Consider the following 21240-nt stretch of genomic DNA (forward strand, 5'->3'; position numbering starts at 1 on the left):
CCGTCGAGCGGGCCGGGGCGTCGATTTGGTGGAGTCGACGTTCCGGCCCTTCCTTCCGTCGAGGCCGGATCCGTCATGATGCCGAATGCAGCCGGTGCCGCGCCGGAAGCGGGACCGCGCTCGGTGAGGGAAATCACCGATATCGTCGGTGCCAGGAACAGCGCCGGGGTCCGCCGATCACCGGGTGAGCGAGACCACCCAGTTCTCGTCGTTGGTGTCGACCTTGGTCGTGCCGTCGAACACGGCGGGTGTGGCCGCGGAGCCGCCCAGTGCCGCGCCCAGCGCCGCCGTCTGCGCCATGGCGCTGCTGCGGGCGGAGTCGACCTTGGCTCCGGTCGCGATGCACTGCCGGACGGATTCGGTGGCCCCGGCGTCGCCCGCGATGGCGGCGAGTGCCTCGTTGCTGAGGTCTGCGCCGCCTTCGCTGGGGCGCTTGGTGGTGAACAGTTCGGTGTGGAATTTGGAGTAGACCGGTCCCGAACCCGCCTCGGCCACACACTGGTTCGCCGCGACGGCGCGGGTGGAGTAATCCTTGCTCCGAGAGCGCGCGTCGAGGAAGTTCACCAGGCGATAGCGCACGGCCAGCGCGCCCTCATCGATCTGCTGCGCGATCTCTTGGCCGTAGATGCGCTCCAAGCTGCCGCAGCCGGGGCACAGCGGGTCCTCGAAGATGTCGATGGTCTTCTTCGCGTCCGGGCGGCCGAGCAGAATCGAACCGTTCTGTTCGAGCACCGAGTGCACCGTCTCGTTCCGCGCCGAACCGTAGCCGTCGTTCCGGACTGCCGCGTCGTCCCGCCCCCATCGGATCGCCGCGATGACGATCAGCACGATCAACACGAGAGCGACCGCACCGAGCGCATAGGTGGTCGCACTGGACATCGGCCGGGGCGTGTACTTCGAACGCGATTCGCTCACATGGACACTTTGCCGCAACCAACCACCATTCCCGCCGCCGGGCCACCGATCCGATCCCTACCTGTCCCGTCCTGCGGCGACCGATCGGGGGCGAGCTGTCCTCGTCAGCGCCTGCGGCGGGCACGCCGCTGCGGCCGACGACGTTTGCCGCGAGACATCGGGCGTCCCGGCGGATCTGCCACCTCCGAGTCGACGACCGCGGTCCCCGGCGCGGGCGTCACAGTCCGGAAATCCGCTGCGCGACCAGCGCGATCGCCGCGCACAGCCGACGCGCGACGCGCCAACCCGTCGGACTCCGCCGACGCCCCGGCCACCGATTCAGGACCACCGGCGTGAAGCGCGTCTTCTACGCCGTCTCCACGCGGAGCCGCCCCGGAGGAGGCCACCACCGGCACCGCGCTGTCGGCGACCGGCGCGCCGGACACGTCGCTCAGCGCGTGATCGATTCGGGCTTGCCGCTCCGTGTCGTCCGCTCCGCCGGACTGGTCGGCGGGAATCTCCGATCGAACGGGAGTCCCCCGCCGCAGCGGCTCGGGGACGACGGCCCAGACGAGCGCGGCCACGGCCAGCAGCGCGCCGGTCACGCCGAGCGCCAGCCCATAGGACACCCGCTGGGCCAGGGCGCCCACGGCGACCGGCCCGATGACGGTGCCGAGGTCGGCGGCCATCTGGAAGCCGGCCAGCACCGGGCCGCCGCGCGCCTTGGGGCCGATGATGTCGGCGACAGCCGCTTGCTGGGCGGGCGTGAACATGCCCGAGCCGAGCCCGGCCAGGAACGAGGTGGCGAGCAACCACGGCAACTCGGTTGCCAGGCCGAGCCCCGCGGTTCCCGCCGCGCACACCAGCGAGCCGACGATGACGAACGGTTTGCGCCCCCACCGGTCGGACAGTCGCCCGGAAGCGAACAGCACCGCCACGTTTCCCGCGGCGAACACCGTCAACGCGACACCGGCCATACCCGGCGCCTGGTGCAGCACCTCGACGACGAGCAGCGGCACCAACGCCATCCGGACGCCGAAGACGGCGGCTCCGTTGGCGAAGTTCGACAGCAGCACCGCCCGGTACTCCGGCCGCGCCAAGCCCTCCCGGAAGGACATCATGCGGACGCCGCCGACCGGTTCCGGCGCGGCCAGTTCCGAATGACGCAGGCTCAGGTGCACCACCACGCTCACGGCGAGCAACGCGACGGCGTAGATGACGAACGGCCAGCGCAGCCCCAGTCCGGACAACCCGCCGCCGACCAGTGGCCCGCTCACCGAGCCGACCAGGAAGCTGGTCGACCACAACCCGGAGACCCGGCCGCGCTGCTCGGGCGGCGAGATCCGGATGACCAGCGCCAGCGACGACACGGTGAACATGGTCGATCCGATGCCGCCGAGCGACCGCAACAGCATGAGCTGCCAATAGCTCTGCGCCAACGCGCTGGCGCCGGTGGACACCGCGACGATCAGCAGGCCGCCGAGATAGACCGAGCGCTCCCCGAGCCGTTGCACCAGCCGCCCGCTGAGCGGCGCGAACAGCAACCGCATGAGAGCGAACGCGGACACGATCGCCGAAGCCGCCGCCACGCCGACGCCGAAACCGCGCGCGAACTGTGGCAGCACCGGGGCGACCAGGCCGAAGCCGATGGCGATGACGAACGCGCCCCCGACCAGCACCCAGATCTCGGTGGGCAGGGGCTTGGATCTACCGGTCACCGGACAGCGCCTGCCCCACCAATTCCTCCGCGGCGGTCTGCACCTCGGCGAGGTGCTCCTGGCCGTGGAACGACTCCGCGTAGATCTTGTACTTGTCCTCGGTGCCGGAGGGGCGAGCGGCGAACCACGCGTTCTCGGTGGTCACCTTGAGGCCGCCCAGCGGCGCGCCGTTGCCCCGCGCCCTGGTGAGCACGGCGGTCACCGGCTCCCCGGCGATCTCCTTCGTGGTGATCATGTCCGGAGTCAACTTCGCGAGCAGCTCTTTCTGTTCCGCGGTCGCGGACGCGTCGATCCGCGCGTAGGCGGGGCTGCCGTAGCGGCGTTCGAGTTCGACGTAGCGCGCCGACGGGCTCTGCCCGGTGACGGCCGCGATCTCACCGGCGAGCAGGGCGAGCAGGATGCCGTCCTTGTCGGTGGTCCAGACCGTGCCGTCCATCCGCAGGAACGACGCGCCCGCGCTCTCCTCGCCGCCGAAGGCGAGGCTGCCGCTGAACAATCCGGGCACGAAGAACTTGAATCCCACCGGCACCTCGTGCACGTCGCGACCGAGCACGGAGACCACCCGGTCGATCATCGACGACGTCACCGCGGTCTTGCCGATCTTGGTCAGCGCGTCCCAGCCCATCCGGTTGGCGACCAGGTATTCGATGGCCACCGCGAGGAAGTGGTTCGGATTCATCAACCCGCCGTCGGGCGTGACGATGCCGTGCCGGTCGGCGTCGGCGTCGTTGCCGGTGGAGATGTCGTAGTCGTCCTTGATCGCGATCAGCGAGGCCATCGCGTAGCGGGAGGACGGGTCCATCCGGATCTTGCCGTCGCTGTCGAGCGTCATGAAGCGCCAGGTGGGGTCCACGAAGGGATTGACCACCTCGAGTTCGAGGTCGTAGCGCTGGCCGATCTCCTCCCAGTAGTCGACGCTGGCGCCGCCCATCGGGTCGGCGCCGAGCCGGATGCCTGCGCCGCGGATCGCGTCCAGGTTCAGCACGTTGGGCAGGTCGTCGATGTAGTGGCCGAGGTAGTCGTAACGTTCGACGCCGGTGGCCAGCGCGCGCTCCAGCGTGGTGCGCTTGACGCCGGTGAGCCCACCACGCAGCAGTTCGTTCGCGCGGGCGGCGATGGCGTCGGTGGCGGTGTTGTCGGCCGGACCGCCGTGCGGGGGGTTGTATTTGAAGCCACCGTCGCGCGGCGGGTTGTGCGACGGGGTGACCACGATGCCGTCGGCCTGGTGCTTGGCTCCGCCCCGATTGTGGCGCAGCACAGCGTGGCTGAGCGCGGGCGTGGGGGTGTAGCGGTCGCGCGCATCGATCACCGCCGTGACATCGTTGGCGGCGAGCACCTCGAGGGCGGTGGTCCAAGCGGGCTCCGACAGCGCGTGCGTGTCCCTGGCCAGATAGACCGGCCCGGTGATGCCCCTGGTGGCGCGGTACTCCACGATCGCCTGGGTGATCGCGAGGATGTGCGCCTCGTTGAAGGCGCCGTCCAGGCTGGAGCCGCGATGCCCCGACGTTCCGAACGTCACCCGCTGAGCCGGATCCTCCGCGTCGGGCACACGGCTGTAGTACGCCGTCACCAGATGCGCGATGTCTTCCAGATCGGTGGGACGTGCGGGACGCCCGGCTCGATCGTGGGCCATGCTCGGGTCTCCCTTCCGTATCGGCTGTGCCCGGCTCGTCATCAGGATCATGTCCACGACCGCCCGGTCACCGCCGACCCGGCGGCCACGTTCACCTCGGCCGCCAGCCGGAACGCCTCGCCGCCGTACCTGCTGAACGTGATCGGCGCGGTGCGGAAGCCCGCTTCCGTGTCGGCGGGCGATCGATCGCCCGCCGACGCGCCGCCCTGATCGCCGAGCCGCGCCGAACCGACAATGCTAACGGCCACCGCGCGCGACGGCACCGGCGAGGCGAAAACCGCTGGTGCCGCGAGCGCTATGGCGCCGGGCTCGCCACGGGGTCTGGTCATCGCTCACCTTCCTGCCACTGGTCCACCGGCGTCAAAGTGACGTTGACCGAGGTGAACAGTTCGGCGTTCCGCTCCACGAAGGCGCGCAGGCGTTCCGGCTCGTCGACCAGCATCAGCATCAGCGGAAGGTGGTCGGCGATATCGAGCATGCGGGTGGTGTGCACATGCGAGGACGCGCCGTATCCCTCGATGCCGCGCCACACGCTGGCACCCGCCAGGCCACCGTCCCTGGCCCGGCGCACGATCTCGTGATACAGGGGCGTGTGCCGCCATTTGTCGTCCTCGTCGAGCAGCACGGTGAGCCGTGCCGCGGGGCGCCACCGTCCCGCCGTGGCGGCGCCCGCTTGCGAACCACTCATGCCTGCCCCCTTCCGTCGTGCCGTTCCCGTCGATCGCCGAGCCGAACCAGGTACTCACCGTGCCATGCCCGCGCCGGGCTGCGACGCCCCGGCCACGCCACCGCCACCCCCGAGGCGGACGAGCGCGGCGGGAAATGCCGCGCCCGGTCCGAGGAGTCTACGAACCTCGCGGGTGGGGTGGAAAAGGTGGTGCGACCGCCGGGTGCGCCGGTACAGGGGAGGGTGCACAGCAGCCTCTTGGCTACCCACACCGAAGCGGTCGGAATCATCGGGATCCCGATCGCGAAGCATCCCAGGACATTTACCGCGTGAGCCGGACGGCGGACCGCGGGCCATCACGGCCCGCCACATCTACTTACCTCGTATTTTGCACCAAAGATGGTGATTCGGGAGTGCTTTGCCGTGTGCGGAGGACGAACCGAGCGTGTCGTGCACGATACTCGGCGCCACGAACCGCGATCCGGATCCGCACCGCGGAATGATTCGTTCCCACTCGGGCCGGATCGCTCGGGTCAACCGATCGGCAATCAGACAGCACAGCGCGGCTGCTCGCGCGGGCGCGTTGCTCGGCGAACGACGACGGCCGCCGCCCCGCGACGGAATCGCGGGACGGCGGCCGCTGCGCCGGAAACCCGGTCGGCGCTACCGCACTCGGGTCAGTGGGCGAGCACCGGCTCTCCCTCTGCGGGCGCGGGCGCCGTGCTCGGCATGAGCACCGCGGTGAGGACGCCGCCCGCCACGAAGATCGCCGTGGCCCACCAGAAACTGGTGGTGTAGCTCTCGATCGCGGACTGGGCGATGGTGAGCGGGTCCGGCGTGCGGGTGGACAGGTAGTCGGTGGCCGCGGACGCCGCGATGGTGCTCAGCAGCGCCGTGCCGATCGATCCGCCGACCTGCTGGCTGGTGTTGATCATGGCCGATGCCACGCCGGCGTCCTCGTGCTGCACGCCCGAGGTGGCGCCCTGGAAGGCGGTCGACATCGCGCCGCCGAGGCCGAGACCGAGCAGGATCAGGGCGGGCAGGATGTGGGTGGCGTAGCCGGTGTCCAAACCGATCCTGGTCAGCCAGGCCATGCCCGCCGCAGCGATCAGGAAGCCGCCGCTGACCACGACCTTCGGGCCGAGTTTCGGCAACAGCAGCGACGGGACGGTGGTCGAGGAAGCCACCATGCCCGCGACCATCGGCAGGAACGCCACTCCGGTCATGATCGGCGAGTAACCCAGGGTCAGCTGCATGTAGTAGGTGAGGAACAGGAAGATCGCGAACATCCCGATGCCCATGACGAAGACCGTCAGGTAGGAGGCGCCGCGCATCCGGTCGAGCACGATGCGCACCGGGAGCAGCGGGTGCGCGACCCTGGTCTCCAGCCAGGCGAACACCGCGATCAACGCCGCGCCGCCGAGCAGGAACGCGAGGGTGACGCCGTCGGCCCACCCGTCCGATTCCGCGTGCGAGAACCCGTAGACGATGCCGAACAGGCCCGCGGTCACCACGATCGTGCCCGGGATGTCGAGCTTCGGCCGCTCGGTGCTCGCGTGCTTGGCCAGCAACAGCACGGCGCCCACCAGGGCGACGGCGGCGAAGGCGAGGTTGACGAACATCACCCAGCGCCACGAGGCCCATTCGGTCAACGCGCCGCCGAGCAGCAGCCCGATCGCGCCGCCGGTGCCCGCGACGGCGCCGAAGATGCCGAACGCCTTGGCCCGTTCGGACGGTTCGGTGAAGGTCACGGTGAGCAGGGAGAGCGCGGCGGGCGCCAGCAGCGCGCCGAAGACGCCTTGTCCGACGCGAGCCGCGACGAGCATCTCGAAGCTGGTGGCCGCGCCACCGACGGCGGAGGCGACCGCGAAGCCGACCAAACCGACGATGAAGGTGTTGCGCCTGCCGAACAGGTCGCTGAGGCGTCCGCCGAGCAGCAGCAGGCTGCCGAACGCCAGGGCGTAGCCGGTCACCACCCAGGAGCGGTCGGCGTCGCTGAAGCCGAGGTCCTGCTGGGCGGCGGGCAGTGCGATGTTCACCACGGTCGCGTCCAGCACGACCATGAGCTGGGCGACGCCGAGGACGGCGAGCACCCACCAGCGCAGGGCGTGCGAGCCGCGCCGCCCACTTCCCGTTCGCTCCGGGGCAGGCGCCCCGCGGTCGATCGCGGTAGTCATGTGTACCCTTTGTCTCGAGCATTGATCCGGAGGATTCTCCTCCGCTTACTCGGAGAAGCTATCACGATAACGGAGATAACGCCTCCGGTTAATCCGCGATGTTGATAGAATGCAGGTGTGAATCACGCCACGGTCGTCTCTCCACCCCGGCGCCTGCGGGCCGATGCCGCGCGCAATCAGCAGCGGATCATCGCCGCGGCGCGGGAACTGTTCGCCGACCACGGACTCGAGATCACTCTCGACGACGTGGCCGAGCGCGCCGGTGTGGGTGTCGGCACGGTGTACCGCCGCTTCGCGAACAAGAAGGAACTGATCGTCGAGGTCTTCGACCAGAACCTGAACGATTTCGCCGACGCGGCCGACGCCGCCTACCGGCATCCCGATCCCTGGTTCGGACTCGTCGAGTTCTTCGAATACGCGTGTCGACACATGGCTACGAACCGCGGATTCAGTGAGGTCATGCTGGAACTCGAAGACGACGAGACCGATCGATTCGCGGTCGTGCGCGATCGCATCAAGCCGAAGGTGCACGCCATCTGCGCCCGCGCCCGCGACGCGGGCGTGCTCGCCGACGGCATCGAGCCCTCGGACTTCTTCGCCCTCGTGCACATGGTCGACGGACTCGCCGAGTTCGCCAAGCCGGTGAATCCCGATGTCTGGCAGCGGTATATGGCGATCATGCTGAACGGCTTGCGCGGCGACAACACGCCGCGCAGGCATCTCGACGTCCCCCCGCTGACCGACGACGAGGTCGAGCAGGCCAAGCAACAGCTGACCTGTAGCTGGCGCAAGCGGTAGCGAAATCGAACCGTAAGTAGCGCACGTCACGTTCACTCCCGTAAAGTTGGTCACATGACCAACTCGTGGGTGAACTGGGCGGGCGATCAACACTGTGCGCCCGCGCTACTCGCCACCCCGCGCTCCGTCGGCGAACTGGCCGGCCTGCTCGCCGACGCCGAAGCCGACGACCGGCCCGTGCGCGTCGCCGGCGCGGGCCATTCGTTCACCGACGCCGTCCTGACCGACGGCACGCTGCTGAGCCTGGCGAAGCTGAACCGCGTGCTCGACGTCGACCGGGCCGAGGGCCTGGTCCGGATAGAGGCGGGTATCAGCCTGAACGCCGCAAGCACCGCCCTGCACGAGCACGGTCTCGCCTTCCCGAACCTGGGCGACATCGATGTGCAGACCGTCGCAGGCGCCATCGCCACGGCCACCCACGGCACCGGCGCGACCTTGCAGAACCTCTCCGCCGCGGTGCATTCGGTGGAACTGATGCAAGCCGACGGGACCCTGGTGGAACTGAACGAGCGGACCGATCCCGACGGTTGGCGGGCCGCGCGGGTCGGCATCGGCGCGCTGGGCGTCGTCACCGCCGTGACGCTGCGGATGGTGCCGTCCTTCGTGCTGGAGGGCATCGAGCGTCCGGTCCCGGTGGAGGACGTGCTCGCCGATCTGGATTCGTTCGTCGACGGCAACGAGCATTTCGAGTTCTACATGTTCGCGCACAGCCCGCTGGCCATGACCAAACGCAACAACCGCGTGGCCCTGCCCGAACAACCCCGCCCGAAGGCGGTGGACTGGTTCACCGACATCCTGTTGTCCAACCACTTGTTCGACGTGCTGTGCGGACTCAGCCGCAGGCAGCCGCGCCTGCTCCCGTGGATTCAGCGCGGCGCCGCCTACGCGGGCAGCTACCGGCGTCAGGTGGACCGCTCCTACCGCGTGTTCGCCTCGCCGCGCCTGATCCGCTTCACCGAGATGGAGTACGCGATCCCGCGCGAGCATTCCGTGGCCGCGATTCGCGAGATCAAGGAGCTGTCCACTCGTTTCGACACCCCGATGCCCATCGAGGTGCGCTGGGTCGCGCCCGACGACGCGTTCCTCTCCCCCGCCAGCGGCCGCGACACCTGCTACATCGCGGTGCACCAGTACCGCGGCATGGCCTTCGAGCCGTATTTCCGCGCCTGCGAAGCGGTTTTCGACCGCTACGACGGCCGACCGCACTGGGGCAAACGCCACTTCCAGACCGCCGCGACCCTGCGTGGCCGCTACCCCGACTGGGAGCGGTTCGCCGAGGTGCGCCGCCGCTTCGACCCGAAAGGGCGTTTCGCCAATTCCTACCTCGACCGGGTGCTCGGCCCGGTCGGCTGAACCCGGACCGCCGGGGAATTCACCCCGGTCGTTGGGCGAGCAGTTCCGCGACCAGGCGGGGCACGGCCGTGCCGATGGGTTCGCGGATGATCTCGGTGGCCATGGCGTCGTACGGCGTGGGCTCGGCGTTCACGATCACCAGGTCCGCGCCGGCGCGCACGGCGATGGAGCACATCGACGCCGCGGGCTCGACCTGCAACGACGTTCCGATGGCCAGGAAGATGTCGCTCGTCTCCGCGGTGAGCGCGGCCTTGGTCATGGTGCGGCGGTCCATCTGCTGACCGAACATCACGGTGGCGGCCTTGAGGATGCCACCGCAGTCCGGACACGGCGGGTCGGGCTCGCCCGCCGCCACTCGCTCCAAGGTGGCCGACATCGAGGTCTGGTAGTCGCATTCGACGCAGACCACCTCGAACATGTTGCCGTGGATCTCGATCACCCGATCCGGCGACGACCCCGCCCGCTGATGGAGGCGATCGATGTTCTGGGTGATGATGGTGACCGTCCGCCCGGCCCGCTCCAAGTCGGCGAGCGCGCGGTGCGCCGCGTTCGGGACGGCCTGCCAGGCCGGATTGTCGCGGCGCGCGAGCCAGGCGCGTTGCCGCAGGGCGGGGTCGGCCACATAGTTCTGATAGGTCGACAGCAATTCGGCGATGGGGTCCTCGGTCCACACCCCGCGCGGGCCGCGGAAGTCGGGAATGCCGGAATCGGTGGAGATGCCCGCGCCGGTGAGCACACCTATCCGGCCGGTACGACTGCGCCAGTCGGTCGTCATGTCTGCACAGCCTAGGGGCAGCGACAAGATCGCCTGCCACGGATAGACGATGAGAGATTGTTAGGGTTATCATCTCATTGTATGAATCAGGCCGATCAAGGGAGATCACGATGACCGCGTCCGTCGCACGCGAAACCCCCGGCGCGCGAACGCTGCCGCCTCGCCGCCCGATCGAACCGGGAACCCGGATGTGGGAACAGACCGGTCTGATCACGTTCTCCCTCACCGCGGGCTCGGCCTTCCTGCTGCAAACCATGGAGCCGACCATCTCCGCTGTGGTGGACGAGTTCTCCACCTTCCGCACCGACCCGATGGGCCGCGCCACCCGCAGCCTTGCCTCGGTGATGATGTGGGTCTACGGCGGCGAGGAGGCGCTCGCGGAGGCCGACCGCCTGCGCGAGCTGCACGCGTCGCTGAACACCACCGACGCCGACGGCGTGCGCCACACCGCCCTGTCCAGCGCGCCATGGGCCTGGGTGCTGCACACCGGGACGTTCGCCTTCACCGAGAGCGCCAAGTACTTCGCCAAGCGCCCACTCACCGCGGCGGACAAGGAAGCGTACTTCCAGGAGACGCTGCAACTGCTGCGCAACTTCTCGGTCGCGCCCAAGGAGATCCCGGCGAATTACACCGAGTTCGAGAAGTTCTTCGAGGACACCGTCGCGAACCATCTGGTCGCCACCGACACCGCGCGCGATTACCTGCGGGTGATCCGCTCCGTCGCGCCGCCGAAGCAGCTGCCGCGCGTGCTGCGTCCGGCCTGGAAAGCGGCGGTGGCGCCGATCGGCTGGCTGCAGTACTTCGTGACGGTCGGCACCACGCCCGAGGTTGCGCGCCAGAAGCTCGGCCTGACCTGGACCGCGGCCGACGAACGCAAGCTGCGCGTGCTCGGCTGGCTGATCGCGCGGCTGGTTCCGCTGCTGCCGGAGCGGTTGCGCTACTTCCCGATCGCCTACGAAGCTCGCCGCCTCGAACGCGACCGGCAGCGGCTGCGCAAGATGATCGACCTGCGTCCGATCTGATCGGCTCGCACCGAATCCGTACGCGGTGGACATGGGCAGCGGGGCGGTTCCCGCCACCATGACGTTCCACTGATCCACGCCAGCACCCCGGCCGACTCGCCTCGACCGGGGTGCTCGCGTCGGCGACGGACGCCGAGGCACGCTTCGCGATGCGATGTCGCGCGCGCGGCGATCCGCGGATCAGCTAGGTCCGGGTGATGCCCGTGTGCGGCCGCATCGAATCGCGTGGCCGGATACCGGCGGCTGACGAGCGCTCCGAACGTCGCAGGCATTTCGACGCGGTCATCCCGTGCGTCACCGCGGGGAACATTGCGCGTTGCCGCGCGGACCGCTCGGGCGCACAGCGGCTGCGTGACAGCGGATTACGGCCGCTGACCTGCGGCAGCCGTACGCGCGCGCACGCGACGGCACGGCGCGCCGTAACGATTCGCGGCGCGCTGGTATACGTATCTCATACGCTCCGAAAGCGTTTCGGCTCACCCAGCCGGGCGGCCGGTCCGGCAGCCAGCACACTTATGCTCCACCTTGCACATCGAAAGGCGTTCGTATGTCCCACAAGCCCAGTGTGCTGTTCGTCTGCGAACACAACGCGGGCCGCTCGCAAATGGCCGCCGGGTTCCTCACCGCCCTCGCGGGCCACCGGTTCGATGTGCGATCGGCGGGCAGCGCACCGGCCGAGACCCTGAACGCCACGGTGGTGGACGCCATGGCCGAGATCGGCATCGATATCTCCGGCCACACTCCGAAGCCGCTCACCATGGACGCGATCGGCATCTCCGACGTGGTGGTCACCATGGGCGCGGGCGACGCCTGCCCGTTCTTCCCCGGCATCAGCTACCGCGATTGGATGCTGCCCGACCCGGCCGACCAGACCATCGACGTGGTGCGCACGATCCGCGACCGCATCCGCATCCTGGTGGAGAACCTCATCGCCGAACTGGTCCCCGCGCCCGCGCGGTAGGCGCTGTCCGATTCGTTCAAGACACGTCCGCACGCCGCTGCCTACGCTGCCGGCATGACACCACAACTCGACGTGATCGGCATCGTCGTCCGCGATATGGCCGCGTCGGTGGCCTTCTACCGCCGCCTCGGTCTCGACTTCCCGGCAGGCTCCGACCAGGAAGGGCACGTCGAAGCGGCGCTGCCCAACGGCATGCGGCTCACGCTGGACACCGAAGCCGTCATCCGGTCCTTCCACCCCGAGTGGACACCGCCGATCGGCGCGGGCCGTCTCGGGATCGCCTTCCGCTGCGCCGATCCCGCGGCGGTGGACGCGGTCTACGACGAACTCGTCGACGCCGGGTACCACGGCGAACTGAAGCCGTGGGACGCGTTCTGGGGGCAGCGCTACGCGGTGGTGCACGACCCGGACGGCAACGGCGTCGACCTGTACGCCGCGCGCTAGGACCGAGCGAGCAACCTTCCCAGCGGAATCCCGGCCAGGGCGCGCACCTCGCGGGACAGGTGCGCCTGGTCGGCGAATCCGGTCCGCAGCGCGGTGTCCGCGAGCGGTACGCCGCTGCGCGCCGCGGCCAGCGCGCGTTGCATTCGCAGCACCCTCGCGAGGGTTTTCGGGCCATAGCCGAAGGCGTCCAGGCAGCGGCGGTGCAGGGTCCGCTGGCCCACCCCGGCCGCGTCGGCGACCGCCGCCACCGGCCACCCGGCGTCGAGCGCGCCGACCACCTTCCGCACGAGCGGATCGGCCGGTTCGGTCTCGGCCGCGCGCCGCCCTACGATCTGTTCCAGCGCCGCCGCCTGGTCACCGGCGTGCGCCATCCGGTCCACCAGCGGCCGGACCACCGCCGACGGCCACAGCTGGGCCAGATCGACGCGCCGATCGCGCAACTCGCGCGCCGGGATGCCGAGCAACGGGGGCGCGGTACCGGGGAAGAACCGGACGCCCACGTATCGATCACCAGCCGATCCGCCCGGGTGGTGGGCCTTGGTGTCCGGCCCCGCGACGACCAACCGGCCGTTCATCCAGATCAGATCCATGCAGCCGTCGGGCAGCACCGGCAGCCCGGGGCCGTCGAGGGTCTTGGTCCACAACACGGCGCCCGCGTACCGCGACGGCCGCTCGCGATAGGCGACGTCGTCCATGATGCCGACGCTACTCCGCACCACCGACAGCACGAGCAGAGCGTCTCAAAAATATCGTCTCAATAAGACTGCTTATTTGAGATAGCGATACAACGTCGCCCGGGAGACACCCAGTTCCCTGGCGATGTCGGGGACGCTGCGGCCCCCCTCGTCGCGCAGCCGGCGGGCGAGTTCGATCCGCTCCGCGGTCATGGCCGCGGGCCTGCCCCTCGTCCCGGACGCGGACGGCCCCGGGTCCGTAGGCGCCAGCAACAGCCGCACTCCTTCCAGCACCTCCGCGCGCAGCTGTTCGACCGGCGCCTCGGCGTACAGCACCACCGGGTCGCTGAGCCCCGCCACCGCCTGTGTCGCCCTCACCCGCTCGGCGAAGGTGGCGTCCGGGCCCGCCACCAGGATGTTCGCCTGCATCATGGTCGTGCTGAACCGCTCGAAAATGGTTCCGGGAGCGGCCAGCGCCAGGTCCCTGACGTTGAGCCGGAGCAGGTAGCGGTGTGCGAGGAACACCTCGAGCAACCCTTCGATAACGCGACGGCGAGCCTCGCACGGATCCGGATCGGCCGCCTCGGCGATGGTGCGCTCCATCGCCTCCAGCAACGGTTCGGCCAAACCGGCGAGGATGTCGTATTTGCTCGGGTAGTGGTACAGCACGCCCGCCTTGGAGATGCCCAGTTGCTCGGCGATCGCGCGGACCGAGGTGCGGTGGTAACCGTGCGTCCCGAACAGGTCCATGGCCACCTCGAGGATGCGCGTACGGGTGGTCGTCTCGTCGCTCACGGTCCAGATCCTACTCGTTGACTGACCGATGGTCAGTGCCTTACCTTCGTGACTGACCAACGGTCAGCCACACGAAGGAGGCGCTCATGGCGCACGAACCCCGCATCCTCATCTCCGGCGCGAGCATCGCCGGACCGACGCTCGCGTACTGGCTGGTGCGCAACGGCTTCCACCCCACGGTCGTCGAGCGCAGCCCGGCACTGCGCGCGGGTGGCAACGGCGTCGACATCCGCGCCGATTCCGTGCGGATCGCCGAGCGCATGGGCGTGCTGCCGCGGCTGCGCGAACGCGCCACCGACATCCGCGAACTCACCTTCGTCGACGCCGCCGACCGCCGGGTCGCGGGTATGAGCATGAGCACCTTCAACGCGGAGGGCGACATCGAGATCATGCGCGGCGACCTGGCCCAGGTGCTGTACGAGGCGACCGCCGACGACGTCGAGTACACCTTCGGCGATTCGATCGCCGCGATCACCCAGCACCCCGGCGGCGTCGAGGTGACCTTCGACAGCGGCAAGCAAGCCGAATTCGACCTCGTCCTCGGAGCCGACGGTTTGCATTCGCGCACCAGGAATCTCGCCGTCACGCCCGAATCCGACGCGCTGCACCACCTCGGCGTGTACTTCGCCACCGCGCGTATCGACGGCGATCTCGGACGACCACACTCGGTGACCCTTTACAACACACCGGGAAAGGTGGCGGGCGTCTACCGGTCGGGCGCCCATGACGTCGCTACGGCGTTCTTCGCCTTCCGGGAGGATCGCGTGCTCGATGTCGACCACCGCGACCAGGATGCCCAGAAAGCTCTGCTGCGCGAGTATTTCGACGATCGATCCTGGCAGGTGCCCACTCTGCTCGACTAGGCCACCGCCGACGACGGCTTCTACTTCGACGCGGTGAGCCAGGTTCGCATACCGGCCTGGTCGAACGGGCGGGTCGCGCTGGTCGGTGACGCAGGCTACTGCGCGACGCTGCTGTCCGGAGCGGGCGCGGCGCTGGCCATCGAGGGCGCGCACCTGCTCGCGACCGAGCTGGCCGCGGCGGGCGGCGACCACCGGATCGCCTTCCGCCGCTACGAGCAAGTCCTGCGTCCGACCGTGCTGCGGGCCCAGCGTTCGGTGCGGGCGAGCAGTTCCATGCTGATTCCGGCCACCGGCGGCCACATCTGGTTGCGCAACCAGCTGACCCGCCTGATGGTGCTGCAGGCTCTCGCGTCCCGGGTCTACCGGCCGGTCACGGTGCGCGCCGCCTGAGCGGCGGTCACCGGGCGCGAGTCAGCGCTGCGGCGCCGCGATCGGAACGATCTCGCGCGGCACGACGCGCAGATACGGATCACGATGAGCGGCGGCGATCTTCGATTCCGGGTCCCGGCAAGCCACGGTGACGTCGGTGTTCGGGACGGAGGAGAACGTCCATACCGTCACCCATTCCGTCCCGCCGAACGGCTCGGTCTTCTTCGCGTCCGACGAGCGCAGATCTTCATTCCGTCCGGAACTATCGGTGACCGTGCAGCGAATGCCGCCGGCGGCCTGGCCCCACGCGGCGGGAGCCCGGATATCGAGCACCACATCGGCGGGCACCGGAACTTTCTTGGCTTCGCCCAGCAAAATACGGAGACCGCCGTCAGCCGCGTCGTCGTCATGTGCAGCGGCCGTCGTCGCCGCAGCGCTCGACGCGGCAGCGGCGCTCGTGGAGGTCACCGCCGCGCTCCCCTGCGGGTCGTCGGAACACCCGCACGCGGCGGCGGCGACCAGCGCGGTAATCGCCATCCAGCTCAGTTTCACAGTCGGACCTCTCGTCGCGCCCACTCGTCAGGCGGTTGGTTCGGATCAGCCAGGCACTGAGCATGACAACGGGTCAGCGAAAAATCTTGGATACACGCCGAGGAACCGGCAATTGGGCCGCAATCTTCCGAATCCGCACCGGAGGGAATGAAATAGGGTTGAATTATCGATTCGCTTCGATCAGGCACCTTATACGTTCGGGCAATCGCCATGCAGCCGAGGGTTTCTCCGCGCAGGCCGAGCGTCTTCCGGCCAGGATCGCACCGGTTGTCCGCCGTGATCCGACCTCGGAGCCCTTCGGCTTCGGCCGTGACGTTCGCACGACCCGACGCCTCCTCCGCGCCCCCGGACGACGGGGCGCGGCGGCAGAGGGGGCTGTTTGTTCATGGACGCCTTCGGCTCGCACCCGTGGCTGGGCGAGATGTTGCGCACGGTCGCCGGGCACGGACGCACGGCGTCGGACGTCCTCCATCGATCCGGTCACGCGCCGGCGTTGCCCATGCCCGATATCGGCGACCCGGACGCACGTGCCGGGTTCTCCGTAGCGCTCGGTTCGACGCGCGAGGGGCTCACGGCCCGACGGGCAAGGACGCGCCCGCCTGACCCGACCGGCTCGCGAGCTCGAAGTTCGTCGCGCCCAGCCCGCTGGCACGGGCCTGCGTGGACGGGCGGCTCGCGCCTCGCCGGGCGGCGACCATCACGGCGGAGCTGCTAGTCGCGCACCCCGATCAGGAAGGGTCGGTCCCGCGCGACTGCAAGCGGCCCCGGATGCCACGCAGGTCCGCTACACCTCGGTGATCCACCGGGGCGTACGGCACGGCTGCACCGTGGGCGACACGGCGGTGTCCACGGGGACAGCCACAAACGGTCGCTGCCCGATCGTTCGTTCCGGCGAGGGAATAAAACAAGATTCGTCCGATGTTTGCGCTGGCGTGGCACGGACCTGCGTCTGGTTCGGTTCGCGTCACGGCAGCAACCGGCCGGTTTCGAAAAGGCATTTCCTCGAGACCGCCGGGGCGCATAGTGTGTCGGTAGGCGATCATCTGGAGGGCCACCATGGCGAAACTGTCGTGGGCAGCGGAACGCGAAGGCAGGGCGGAGCCCCGTCGTGCCTGACGGCCAGGAAACCTCCAGCGCGCGCACGTTGCGCGCAGCCACCCTCAGCGGCTACCGGGAAGCCGCGTTCACCACCACACCCGCCACGCGCGCCATGCTGATCACCTTGGCGCTGCTGATCGCGCTGATCCTGGCCTACGAATCCAACGTCACCTCGGACGAGACCGTCGACCACGGCTGGTTCGTCGCGCTCGCGCTGTCCGGGGTGTTCGTCGCGCGCGGGCTGCACCTGCGCAGGCCGATCACGCTGCCGCATCTCACCGCCGCGGTGCTGGTGCTCGCCGTCGCGCATCTGGCCTACCGCGCCGAGCATCAGGACGCGGGCTTCGTGCTGCTGGCCGCCACCGGCTTCGTGCTGGTGCTGCCCATATCCAGCAAACCGCAGCCCGACCAGCTGTACCGGGTGGCCGAGCTGGTCGGCCGCACCGAAGGCGATCCGCTGGCGCCGTTCGCCCTGCACTCGGCCAAGACCTACTTCTTCAACGCGTCCTCGACCGCCGCGATCGGCTATCGCGCCCGCTTCGGCATCGCCGCCGTGGCGGGCGACCCGATCGGTGATCGCGCGGCCTTCCCCGAACTGGTCGCGGCGTTCTCCGACTTCGCGGTCAACCAGGGCTGGCGCGTCGCCGTGCTCGGCGCGAGCCCGGAACTGGCCGAATTGTGGCAGGTGTGGGCACTGGAACATCGCGGGCTGCGCGCGGTGCCGATCGGCCGCGATGTGGTGCTCGACGTGGACGAGTTCAACCTCGTCGGACGCAAGTTCCGCAACCTGCGCCAAGCGGTGAGCCGCACGAAGAACTTCGGCGTCACCACCGAGGTGGTGTACGAGTCGGCGCTCACCGAGCAGCGGCGCGAGGAGTTGCTCGCCATCGTCGACGAATGGCGGCGCGGCAGGCAGACCCGCGGCTTCTCGATGATCCTCGACCACCTGCTCGACGGGCGGAACCCCAACATGCTGGTGGTGATCGCCAGCGACGCCGACGGCAACCCGGTCGGCTTCCAGCGCTACGGCGTTTCGGGGCGGGGAAGAGAGCTGAGCCTCGATGTGCCGTGGCGGCGCAGAGACGCGCCCAACGGCCTGGACGAACGCATGATCGTCGATCTGGTCGACTACGCCGCCGCGCACGACATCCACCGGATCTCGCTGGCTTTCGCCCCGTTCCCGGAACTGTTCGCCGAGAAGGACAAATCGCGCACCGCCACGCTGTTCTACCTGCTGGCGCATCTGGCGGATCCGCTGATCCGGCTGGAATCGCTCTACCGCTTCCTGCGGAAGTTCCACGCGCTGTCGGAGCAGCGCTACGCGTTGGTCCGCTGGCGCGAAGTGGTGATGGCCGCCGCCGCGCTGCTCACCTTGGAGTTCGTCCCGCACCGCCGCGAGTACTGAGCGGCACGGTAGGCGAGGAATCCGATGGAACTGATCCACAGCGACGTCAAGGCCGCCGCCGCGCGGGTGGCCGGGCAGATCAGGCCGGTGGCCGTGGCGCAGGCCGACCACACGGGCGAACTGTGGTTCGCGTTGGAGTTCCTCCAGCACACCGGCAGCTTCAAAGCGCGCGGTGCGCTGAACTTCTTGCTCGCGCACCGCGAGAACGGCACGCTTCCCCGGGTCGGCGTGACGATCGCCTCGGGCGGTAATGCCGGACTCGCCTGCGCGTGGGCGGCCCGCAGCCAGGGCATTCCAGCCACGGTGTTCCTGCCGACCACCGCGCCGCGGGTCAAAGTGGACCGGTTGATCTCCTATGGCGCCGACGTCCGCCTGGTGGGGACGCAATACGCCGACGCGCTCGCGGCCAGTCGTGAGTTCGCCGACGCCACCGGCGCGCTGCTCTCCCACGCCTACGACAACCCGCTGATCGCGGCCGGGGCCGGCACGCTGATGACGGAGATCCACGCGCGCATCCCCGGTCTCGACGCCGTCGTGGTCGCCGTCGGCGGCGGCGGGTTGTTCGCGGGTGTCGCCACGGCCGCCGACCACTACGGTGTCCGGACCGTCGCCGTCGAACCCGCCCGTTGCCGCGCGCTGCACGCCGCGATCGCGGCCGGGCAGGTGGTGGACGTAGAGGTCGACTCGGTCGCCGCCGACTCGCTCGGCGCCCGGCGCGCCACGGAGCTGGCGCTGACGGCCGCACAGCGTTACGACGTGACATCGGTGCTGGTCGAGGACGACGCGATCATCGCGGCGCGCCGCGCGTTGTGGGCGCGGCACCGCCTCGCCGTCGAGCACGCCGCGGCGACCGCGCTGGCGGCGATCCGCGGCGACGAGCCCGCGTTCCGGTCCGCGCCCGGCGAGCGTGTCTGCGTGGTGCTGTGCGGAGCGAACACCGACCCGGCGGATCTGGCCGCCACCCGCCACGCCGACTGACCGCGCATCGACGTATTTCCGACGAATCGGACGACACGGGGTTAGGCTCCCGCTGTCCTGTGCGATCCCGACGGAAGGCACACCATGGCGCATACCTCACACATGGTTCCCATCGGCACACCGCTACCCGACTTCTCGCTGCCCGATCTCGACCAGCGGATCTACTCCCGCGACGACTTCGCCGACGGCCCCGGTCTGCTGGTCGTCTTCGCATGCAACCACTGCCCGTACGTCAAGCACATCGAGGCGGCGCTCGGCGAATTGGTCGACTCGCTGCCGTCCATGCCGACCGTGGCGATCTGCACCAACGACGCGACCGCCTACCCGGACGACGCCCCGCTGCGACTGCGCGACCAGGCGATCCGCGCGGGTTGGACCTTTCCCTACCTCGTCGACGAGGAACAGCACGTGGGCCGGGCCTTCCGCGCCGCATGCACCCCCGATTTCTTCCTCTACGACGCGAACCTCCGGCTCGCCTACCGCGGCGCCTTCGACGAATCGACGCCGGGGAACGGCAAACCGCTGACCGGAAACGACTTGCGCACGGCCGTCGAAGCCGTGCTCGCGGGTCGGCCCGCACCGGAACCGCACCGGCCGAGCATGGGTTGCTCGATCAAATGGCGGGACGCCTGAAGACTTTCCCGCGTTCGCGTGCCCGGCGGATCGCGCTGCGCCACGCCAACTGCGGCACGGCGGCCGACAACCGGGCGAATTCTCCGAGGTTGCCCGGCTCGACCACGGTCCTGGCCTGCTGGGCGGTGGCGGCCAGCCGCACGGCGCGCGACGCTTTGCCGACGTGACCGGCATCGTACGGCGGCCGCGGGTCGTACTCGATGATCAATTGAGCGGTCTGCGCCTGCTGCTCCCCGAAGATCTCCCCGACCAGCCACAGCGCCAGGTCGATGCCCGCGGAGACGCCCGCGGCCGTGACCGTCTTCCCGTCGCGCACCACCCGTTCGTCCGGGCGAGCGTCGGCGCCGAGTGCGCGCAATGCCGACTGCGCCAGCCAGTGCGTCGTGGCGGGCCGTCCGTACAGCAGTCCGGCGGCCGCCAGTACCAGCGAGCCCGTGCACACCGAGGTCGTCCACAGGGTGTTTCGGTGCGCTCGCCGCAGCCAGGCCAGCAGGGCGTCGTCGACCGCGGCCGCCGCCGAGCCGGGGCCACCGGGGACGAGCAGGATGTCGGGCGCAGGCGTCTCGTCGAACGAGTGCGTGGCGCCAAGCACCAGCACCCCGCTGTCGGTGGTGATCGGTCCCGGCTCGTGCCAGACGAAGCGGATCTCCACACCCGGCGCGAAACGCAGCACCTCGTACGGGCCGATCGCGTCGAGCGCGGTCATCCCCGGATAGGTCACTATCGCGATACGCACCGTCTTGCCCGCTGCGCGCCCTTCGGGTTCGGTCATCGTCGACCCCTCCGCCGAAAATTCGTGAGACGAAGAAAGAACAAGCCTTTCACTGCATCGGGCACGTGTCAATCGCTGCCATGATGTGCGCACCCACCGCTTCTCGACGAAAGGATTTCCGTTGACCGACTCAGGCGACCCGGGCGCGGTGGCGCGTCGTTACGTCGAGGCGATCGGCGCGCAGGACTGGCGAACCGTCGCCGACTGCTGGCGGCCCGGTGCGCGCGACGTGTTCGTCGGCGTCGCCGATCTGCGCGCTCCCGGCGAGATCGTGACCTTCTTCCGCGACGTGCACACCGCGGTCCCCGACCTGACCGTGGACATCCTCTCGGTCACGGCGCAAGACGAGCGTGCCGTGGTGCACTGGCGCATGCGCGGCCGTTTCGACGGCGCCGCGACGCTGATCGGGTTGGCCCCCAACGGAAGACAGCTCGACCTGCTGGGCACCGACGTGTTCGTCGTGCGAGAGGGGCTGATCGAGTCGAACACCGCGATCGTCAACGGGTTGGACCTCGCCCGGCAACTCGCCGTGCTGCCTCCCCAGCACTCGATCGCCGAGCGAGTGCTGTTCGGGCTCGTCAATGCGATTGCGCCACTGGGCAAAGCGATCCGGGCGCGCAACCGCTCCGGCCGATGAGCCCCCGCTGCCGATCCCGCCC

21 protein-coding genes and 1 pseudogene are annotated in these 21240 nt (G+C 69.4%); 11 read left to right on the forward strand and 11 right to left on the reverse strand.

From position 1 onward, the window contains the following. Positions 1–177: 177 nt before the first annotated feature. From NB3_RS06685 to NB3_RS06710, 6 genes and pseudogenes are all read right to left on the reverse strand, one after another. Positions 178–915, reverse strand: a complete 738-nt coding sequence (locus NB3_RS06685; RefSeq protein ID WP_244891789.1) for a DsbA family protein — start codon at positions 913–915, stop codon at positions 178–180. Between the two features lie 467 nt (positions 916–1382). Next, a pseudogene (locus NB3_RS06690) lies at positions 1383–2612 on the reverse strand (MFS transporter); the annotation flags it as partial. After that, complete coding sequence (gene pgm / locus NB3_RS06695; RefSeq protein ID WP_067798032.1) at positions 2602–4245, reverse strand: phosphoglucomutase (alpha-D-glucose-1,6-bisphosphate-dependent); 1644 nt, start codon at positions 4243–4245, stop codon at positions 2602–2604. The pseudogene NB3_RS06690 and the gene pgm, both read right to left, overlap by 11 nt. Before the next feature lie 47 nt (positions 4246–4292). Next, complete coding sequence (locus NB3_RS06700) at positions 4293–4574, reverse strand: hypothetical protein (protein WP_067798035.1); 282 nt, start codon at positions 4572–4574, stop codon at positions 4293–4295. Continuing rightward, the gene (locus NB3_RS06705) at positions 4571–4933 is read right to left on the reverse strand and encodes a DUF190 domain-containing protein (protein ID WP_067798038.1); all 363 of its coding nucleotides are present in this window, start codon (positions 4931–4933) and stop codon (positions 4571–4573) included. The genes NB3_RS06700 and NB3_RS06705 overlap by 4 nt, the downstream gene beginning before the upstream one ends. A gap of 656 nt (positions 4934–5589) precedes the next feature. Then, complete coding sequence (locus NB3_RS06710; RefSeq protein WP_067798041.1) at positions 5590–7089, reverse strand: MFS transporter; 1500 nt, start codon at positions 7087–7089, stop codon at positions 5590–5592. Between the two features lie 117 nt (positions 7090–7206). Between NB3_RS06710 and NB3_RS06715 the strand changes: the two genes are divergently transcribed. Then, positions 7207–7887, forward strand: coding sequence for a TetR/AcrR family transcriptional regulator (locus tag NB3_RS06715; RefSeq protein ID WP_067798044.1), 681 nt, complete (start codon positions 7207–7209; stop codon positions 7885–7887). 54 nt (positions 7888–7941) lie between these two features. Beyond that, complete coding sequence (locus tag NB3_RS06720; protein WP_067798047.1) at positions 7942–9240, forward strand: D-arabinono-1,4-lactone oxidase; 1299 nt, start codon at positions 7942–7944, stop codon at positions 9238–9240. Positions 9241–9259: 19 nt separating this feature from the next. Here NB3_RS06720 and NB3_RS06725 read toward each other — a convergent pair whose 3' ends face one another. Then, a complete protein-coding gene (locus NB3_RS06725) occupies positions 9260–10015 on the reverse strand; it encodes an SIR2 family NAD-dependent protein deacylase (RefSeq protein ID WP_067798050.1) in 756 nt (251 codons plus the stop codon). A gap of 110 nt (positions 10016–10125) precedes the next feature. Here NB3_RS06725 and NB3_RS06730 point away from each other — a divergent pair, with 110 nt between their 5' ends. The 3 genes from NB3_RS06730 to NB3_RS06740 all read left to right on the forward strand — a co-directional run bounded on the left by NB3_RS06730 (position 10126) and on the right by NB3_RS06740 (position 12442). Beyond that, positions 10126–11037 carry an oxygenase MpaB family protein gene (locus tag NB3_RS06730; RefSeq protein ID WP_067798054.1) on the forward strand — a complete coding sequence of 304 codons (912 nt, stop codon included), beginning with the start codon at positions 10126–10128 and terminating at the stop codon, positions 11035–11037. A 547-nt stretch (positions 11038–11584) separates the two neighbouring features. After that, positions 11585–11998, forward strand: a complete 414-nt coding sequence (locus NB3_RS06735; protein WP_067798057.1) for an arsenate reductase ArsC — start codon at positions 11585–11587, stop codon at positions 11996–11998. A gap of 54 nt (positions 11999–12052) precedes the next feature. Then, positions 12053–12442, forward strand: a complete 390-nt coding sequence (locus NB3_RS06740) for a VOC family protein (protein ID WP_067798060.1) — start codon at positions 12053–12055, stop codon at positions 12440–12442. Here the strand turns inward: NB3_RS06740 and NB3_RS06745 are convergent. Both NB3_RS06745 and NB3_RS06750 read right to left on the reverse strand, forming a co-directional pair. Further along, positions 12439–13137, reverse strand: a complete 699-nt coding sequence (locus NB3_RS06745) for a helix-turn-helix domain-containing protein (RefSeq protein WP_067798486.1) — start codon at positions 13135–13137, stop codon at positions 12439–12441. The two genes, NB3_RS06740 and NB3_RS06745, sit on opposite strands and share 4 nt — an antisense overlap. Positions 13138–13209: 72 nt before the next feature. Further along, the gene (locus NB3_RS06750) at positions 13210–13911 is read right to left on the reverse strand and encodes a TetR family transcriptional regulator (protein ID WP_067798064.1); all 702 of its coding nucleotides are present in this window, start codon (positions 13909–13911) and stop codon (positions 13210–13212) included. 86 nt (positions 13912–13997) lie between these two features. Between NB3_RS06750 and NB3_RS06755 the strand changes: the two genes are divergently transcribed. Both NB3_RS06755 and NB3_RS33980 read left to right on the forward strand, forming a co-directional pair. After that, entirely contained in the window at positions 13998–14774 is a 777-nt protein-coding gene (locus tag NB3_RS06755) for an FAD-dependent monooxygenase (protein ID WP_084485871.1), read from the forward strand. Positions 14775–14807: 33 nt separating this feature from the next. Then, positions 14808–15164 (forward strand): Rossmann-fold NAD(P)-binding domain-containing protein, encoded by a 357-nt coding sequence (locus NB3_RS33980; protein ID WP_084485872.1) that lies wholly within the window; start codon positions 14808–14810, stop codon positions 15162–15164. 21 nt (positions 15165–15185) lie between these two features. On the opposite strand, the gene NB3_RS06760 is transcribed toward NB3_RS33980, so the two are convergent. Beyond that, on the reverse strand, positions 15186–15680 hold the full coding sequence (locus NB3_RS06760) for a hypothetical protein (RefSeq protein ID WP_157111572.1): 495 nt from the start codon (positions 15678–15680) through the stop codon (positions 15186–15188). Between the two features lie 1123 nt (positions 15681–16803). Here NB3_RS06760 and NB3_RS06765 point away from each other — a divergent pair. The 3 genes from NB3_RS06765 (at position 16804) to NB3_RS06775 (ending at position 19809) form a co-directional block, all read left to right on the forward strand. Then, entirely contained in the window at positions 16804–18198 is a 1395-nt protein-coding gene (locus NB3_RS06765) for a bifunctional lysylphosphatidylglycerol flippase/synthetase MprF (RefSeq protein WP_067798070.1), read from the forward strand. Between the two features lie 24 nt (positions 18199–18222). Beyond that, positions 18223–19176 (forward strand): threonine/serine dehydratase, encoded by a 954-nt coding sequence (locus NB3_RS06770; RefSeq protein ID WP_067798073.1) that lies wholly within the window; start codon positions 18223–18225, stop codon positions 19174–19176. Positions 19177–19260: 84 nt separating this feature from the next. Further along, positions 19261–19809 carry a thioredoxin family protein gene (locus tag NB3_RS06775; RefSeq protein ID WP_067798076.1) on the forward strand — a complete coding sequence of 183 codons (549 nt, stop codon included), beginning with the start codon at positions 19261–19263 and terminating at the stop codon, positions 19807–19809. On the opposite strand, the gene NB3_RS06780 is transcribed toward NB3_RS06775, so the two are convergent. Beyond that, positions 19790–20581, reverse strand: coding sequence for a DJ-1/PfpI family protein (locus NB3_RS06780; protein WP_084485874.1), 792 nt, complete (start codon positions 20579–20581; stop codon positions 19790–19792). The two genes, NB3_RS06775 and NB3_RS06780, sit on opposite strands and share 20 nt — an antisense overlap. A 121-nt stretch (positions 20582–20702) precedes the next feature. Here NB3_RS06780 and NB3_RS06785 point away from each other — a divergent pair, with 121 nt between their 5' ends. Beyond that, complete coding sequence (locus NB3_RS06785) at positions 20703–21218, forward strand: ester cyclase (protein ID WP_169810648.1); 516 nt, start codon at positions 20703–20705, stop codon at positions 21216–21218. The last annotated feature ends 22 nt before the right edge of the window (positions 21219–21240 follow it).

It is taken from the genome of Nocardia beijingensis NBRC 16342, from assembly GCF_001612785.1.
GTDB classification, from domain to species: domain Bacteria; phylum Actinomycetota; class Actinomycetes; order Mycobacteriales; family Mycobacteriaceae; genus Nocardia; species Nocardia beijingensis.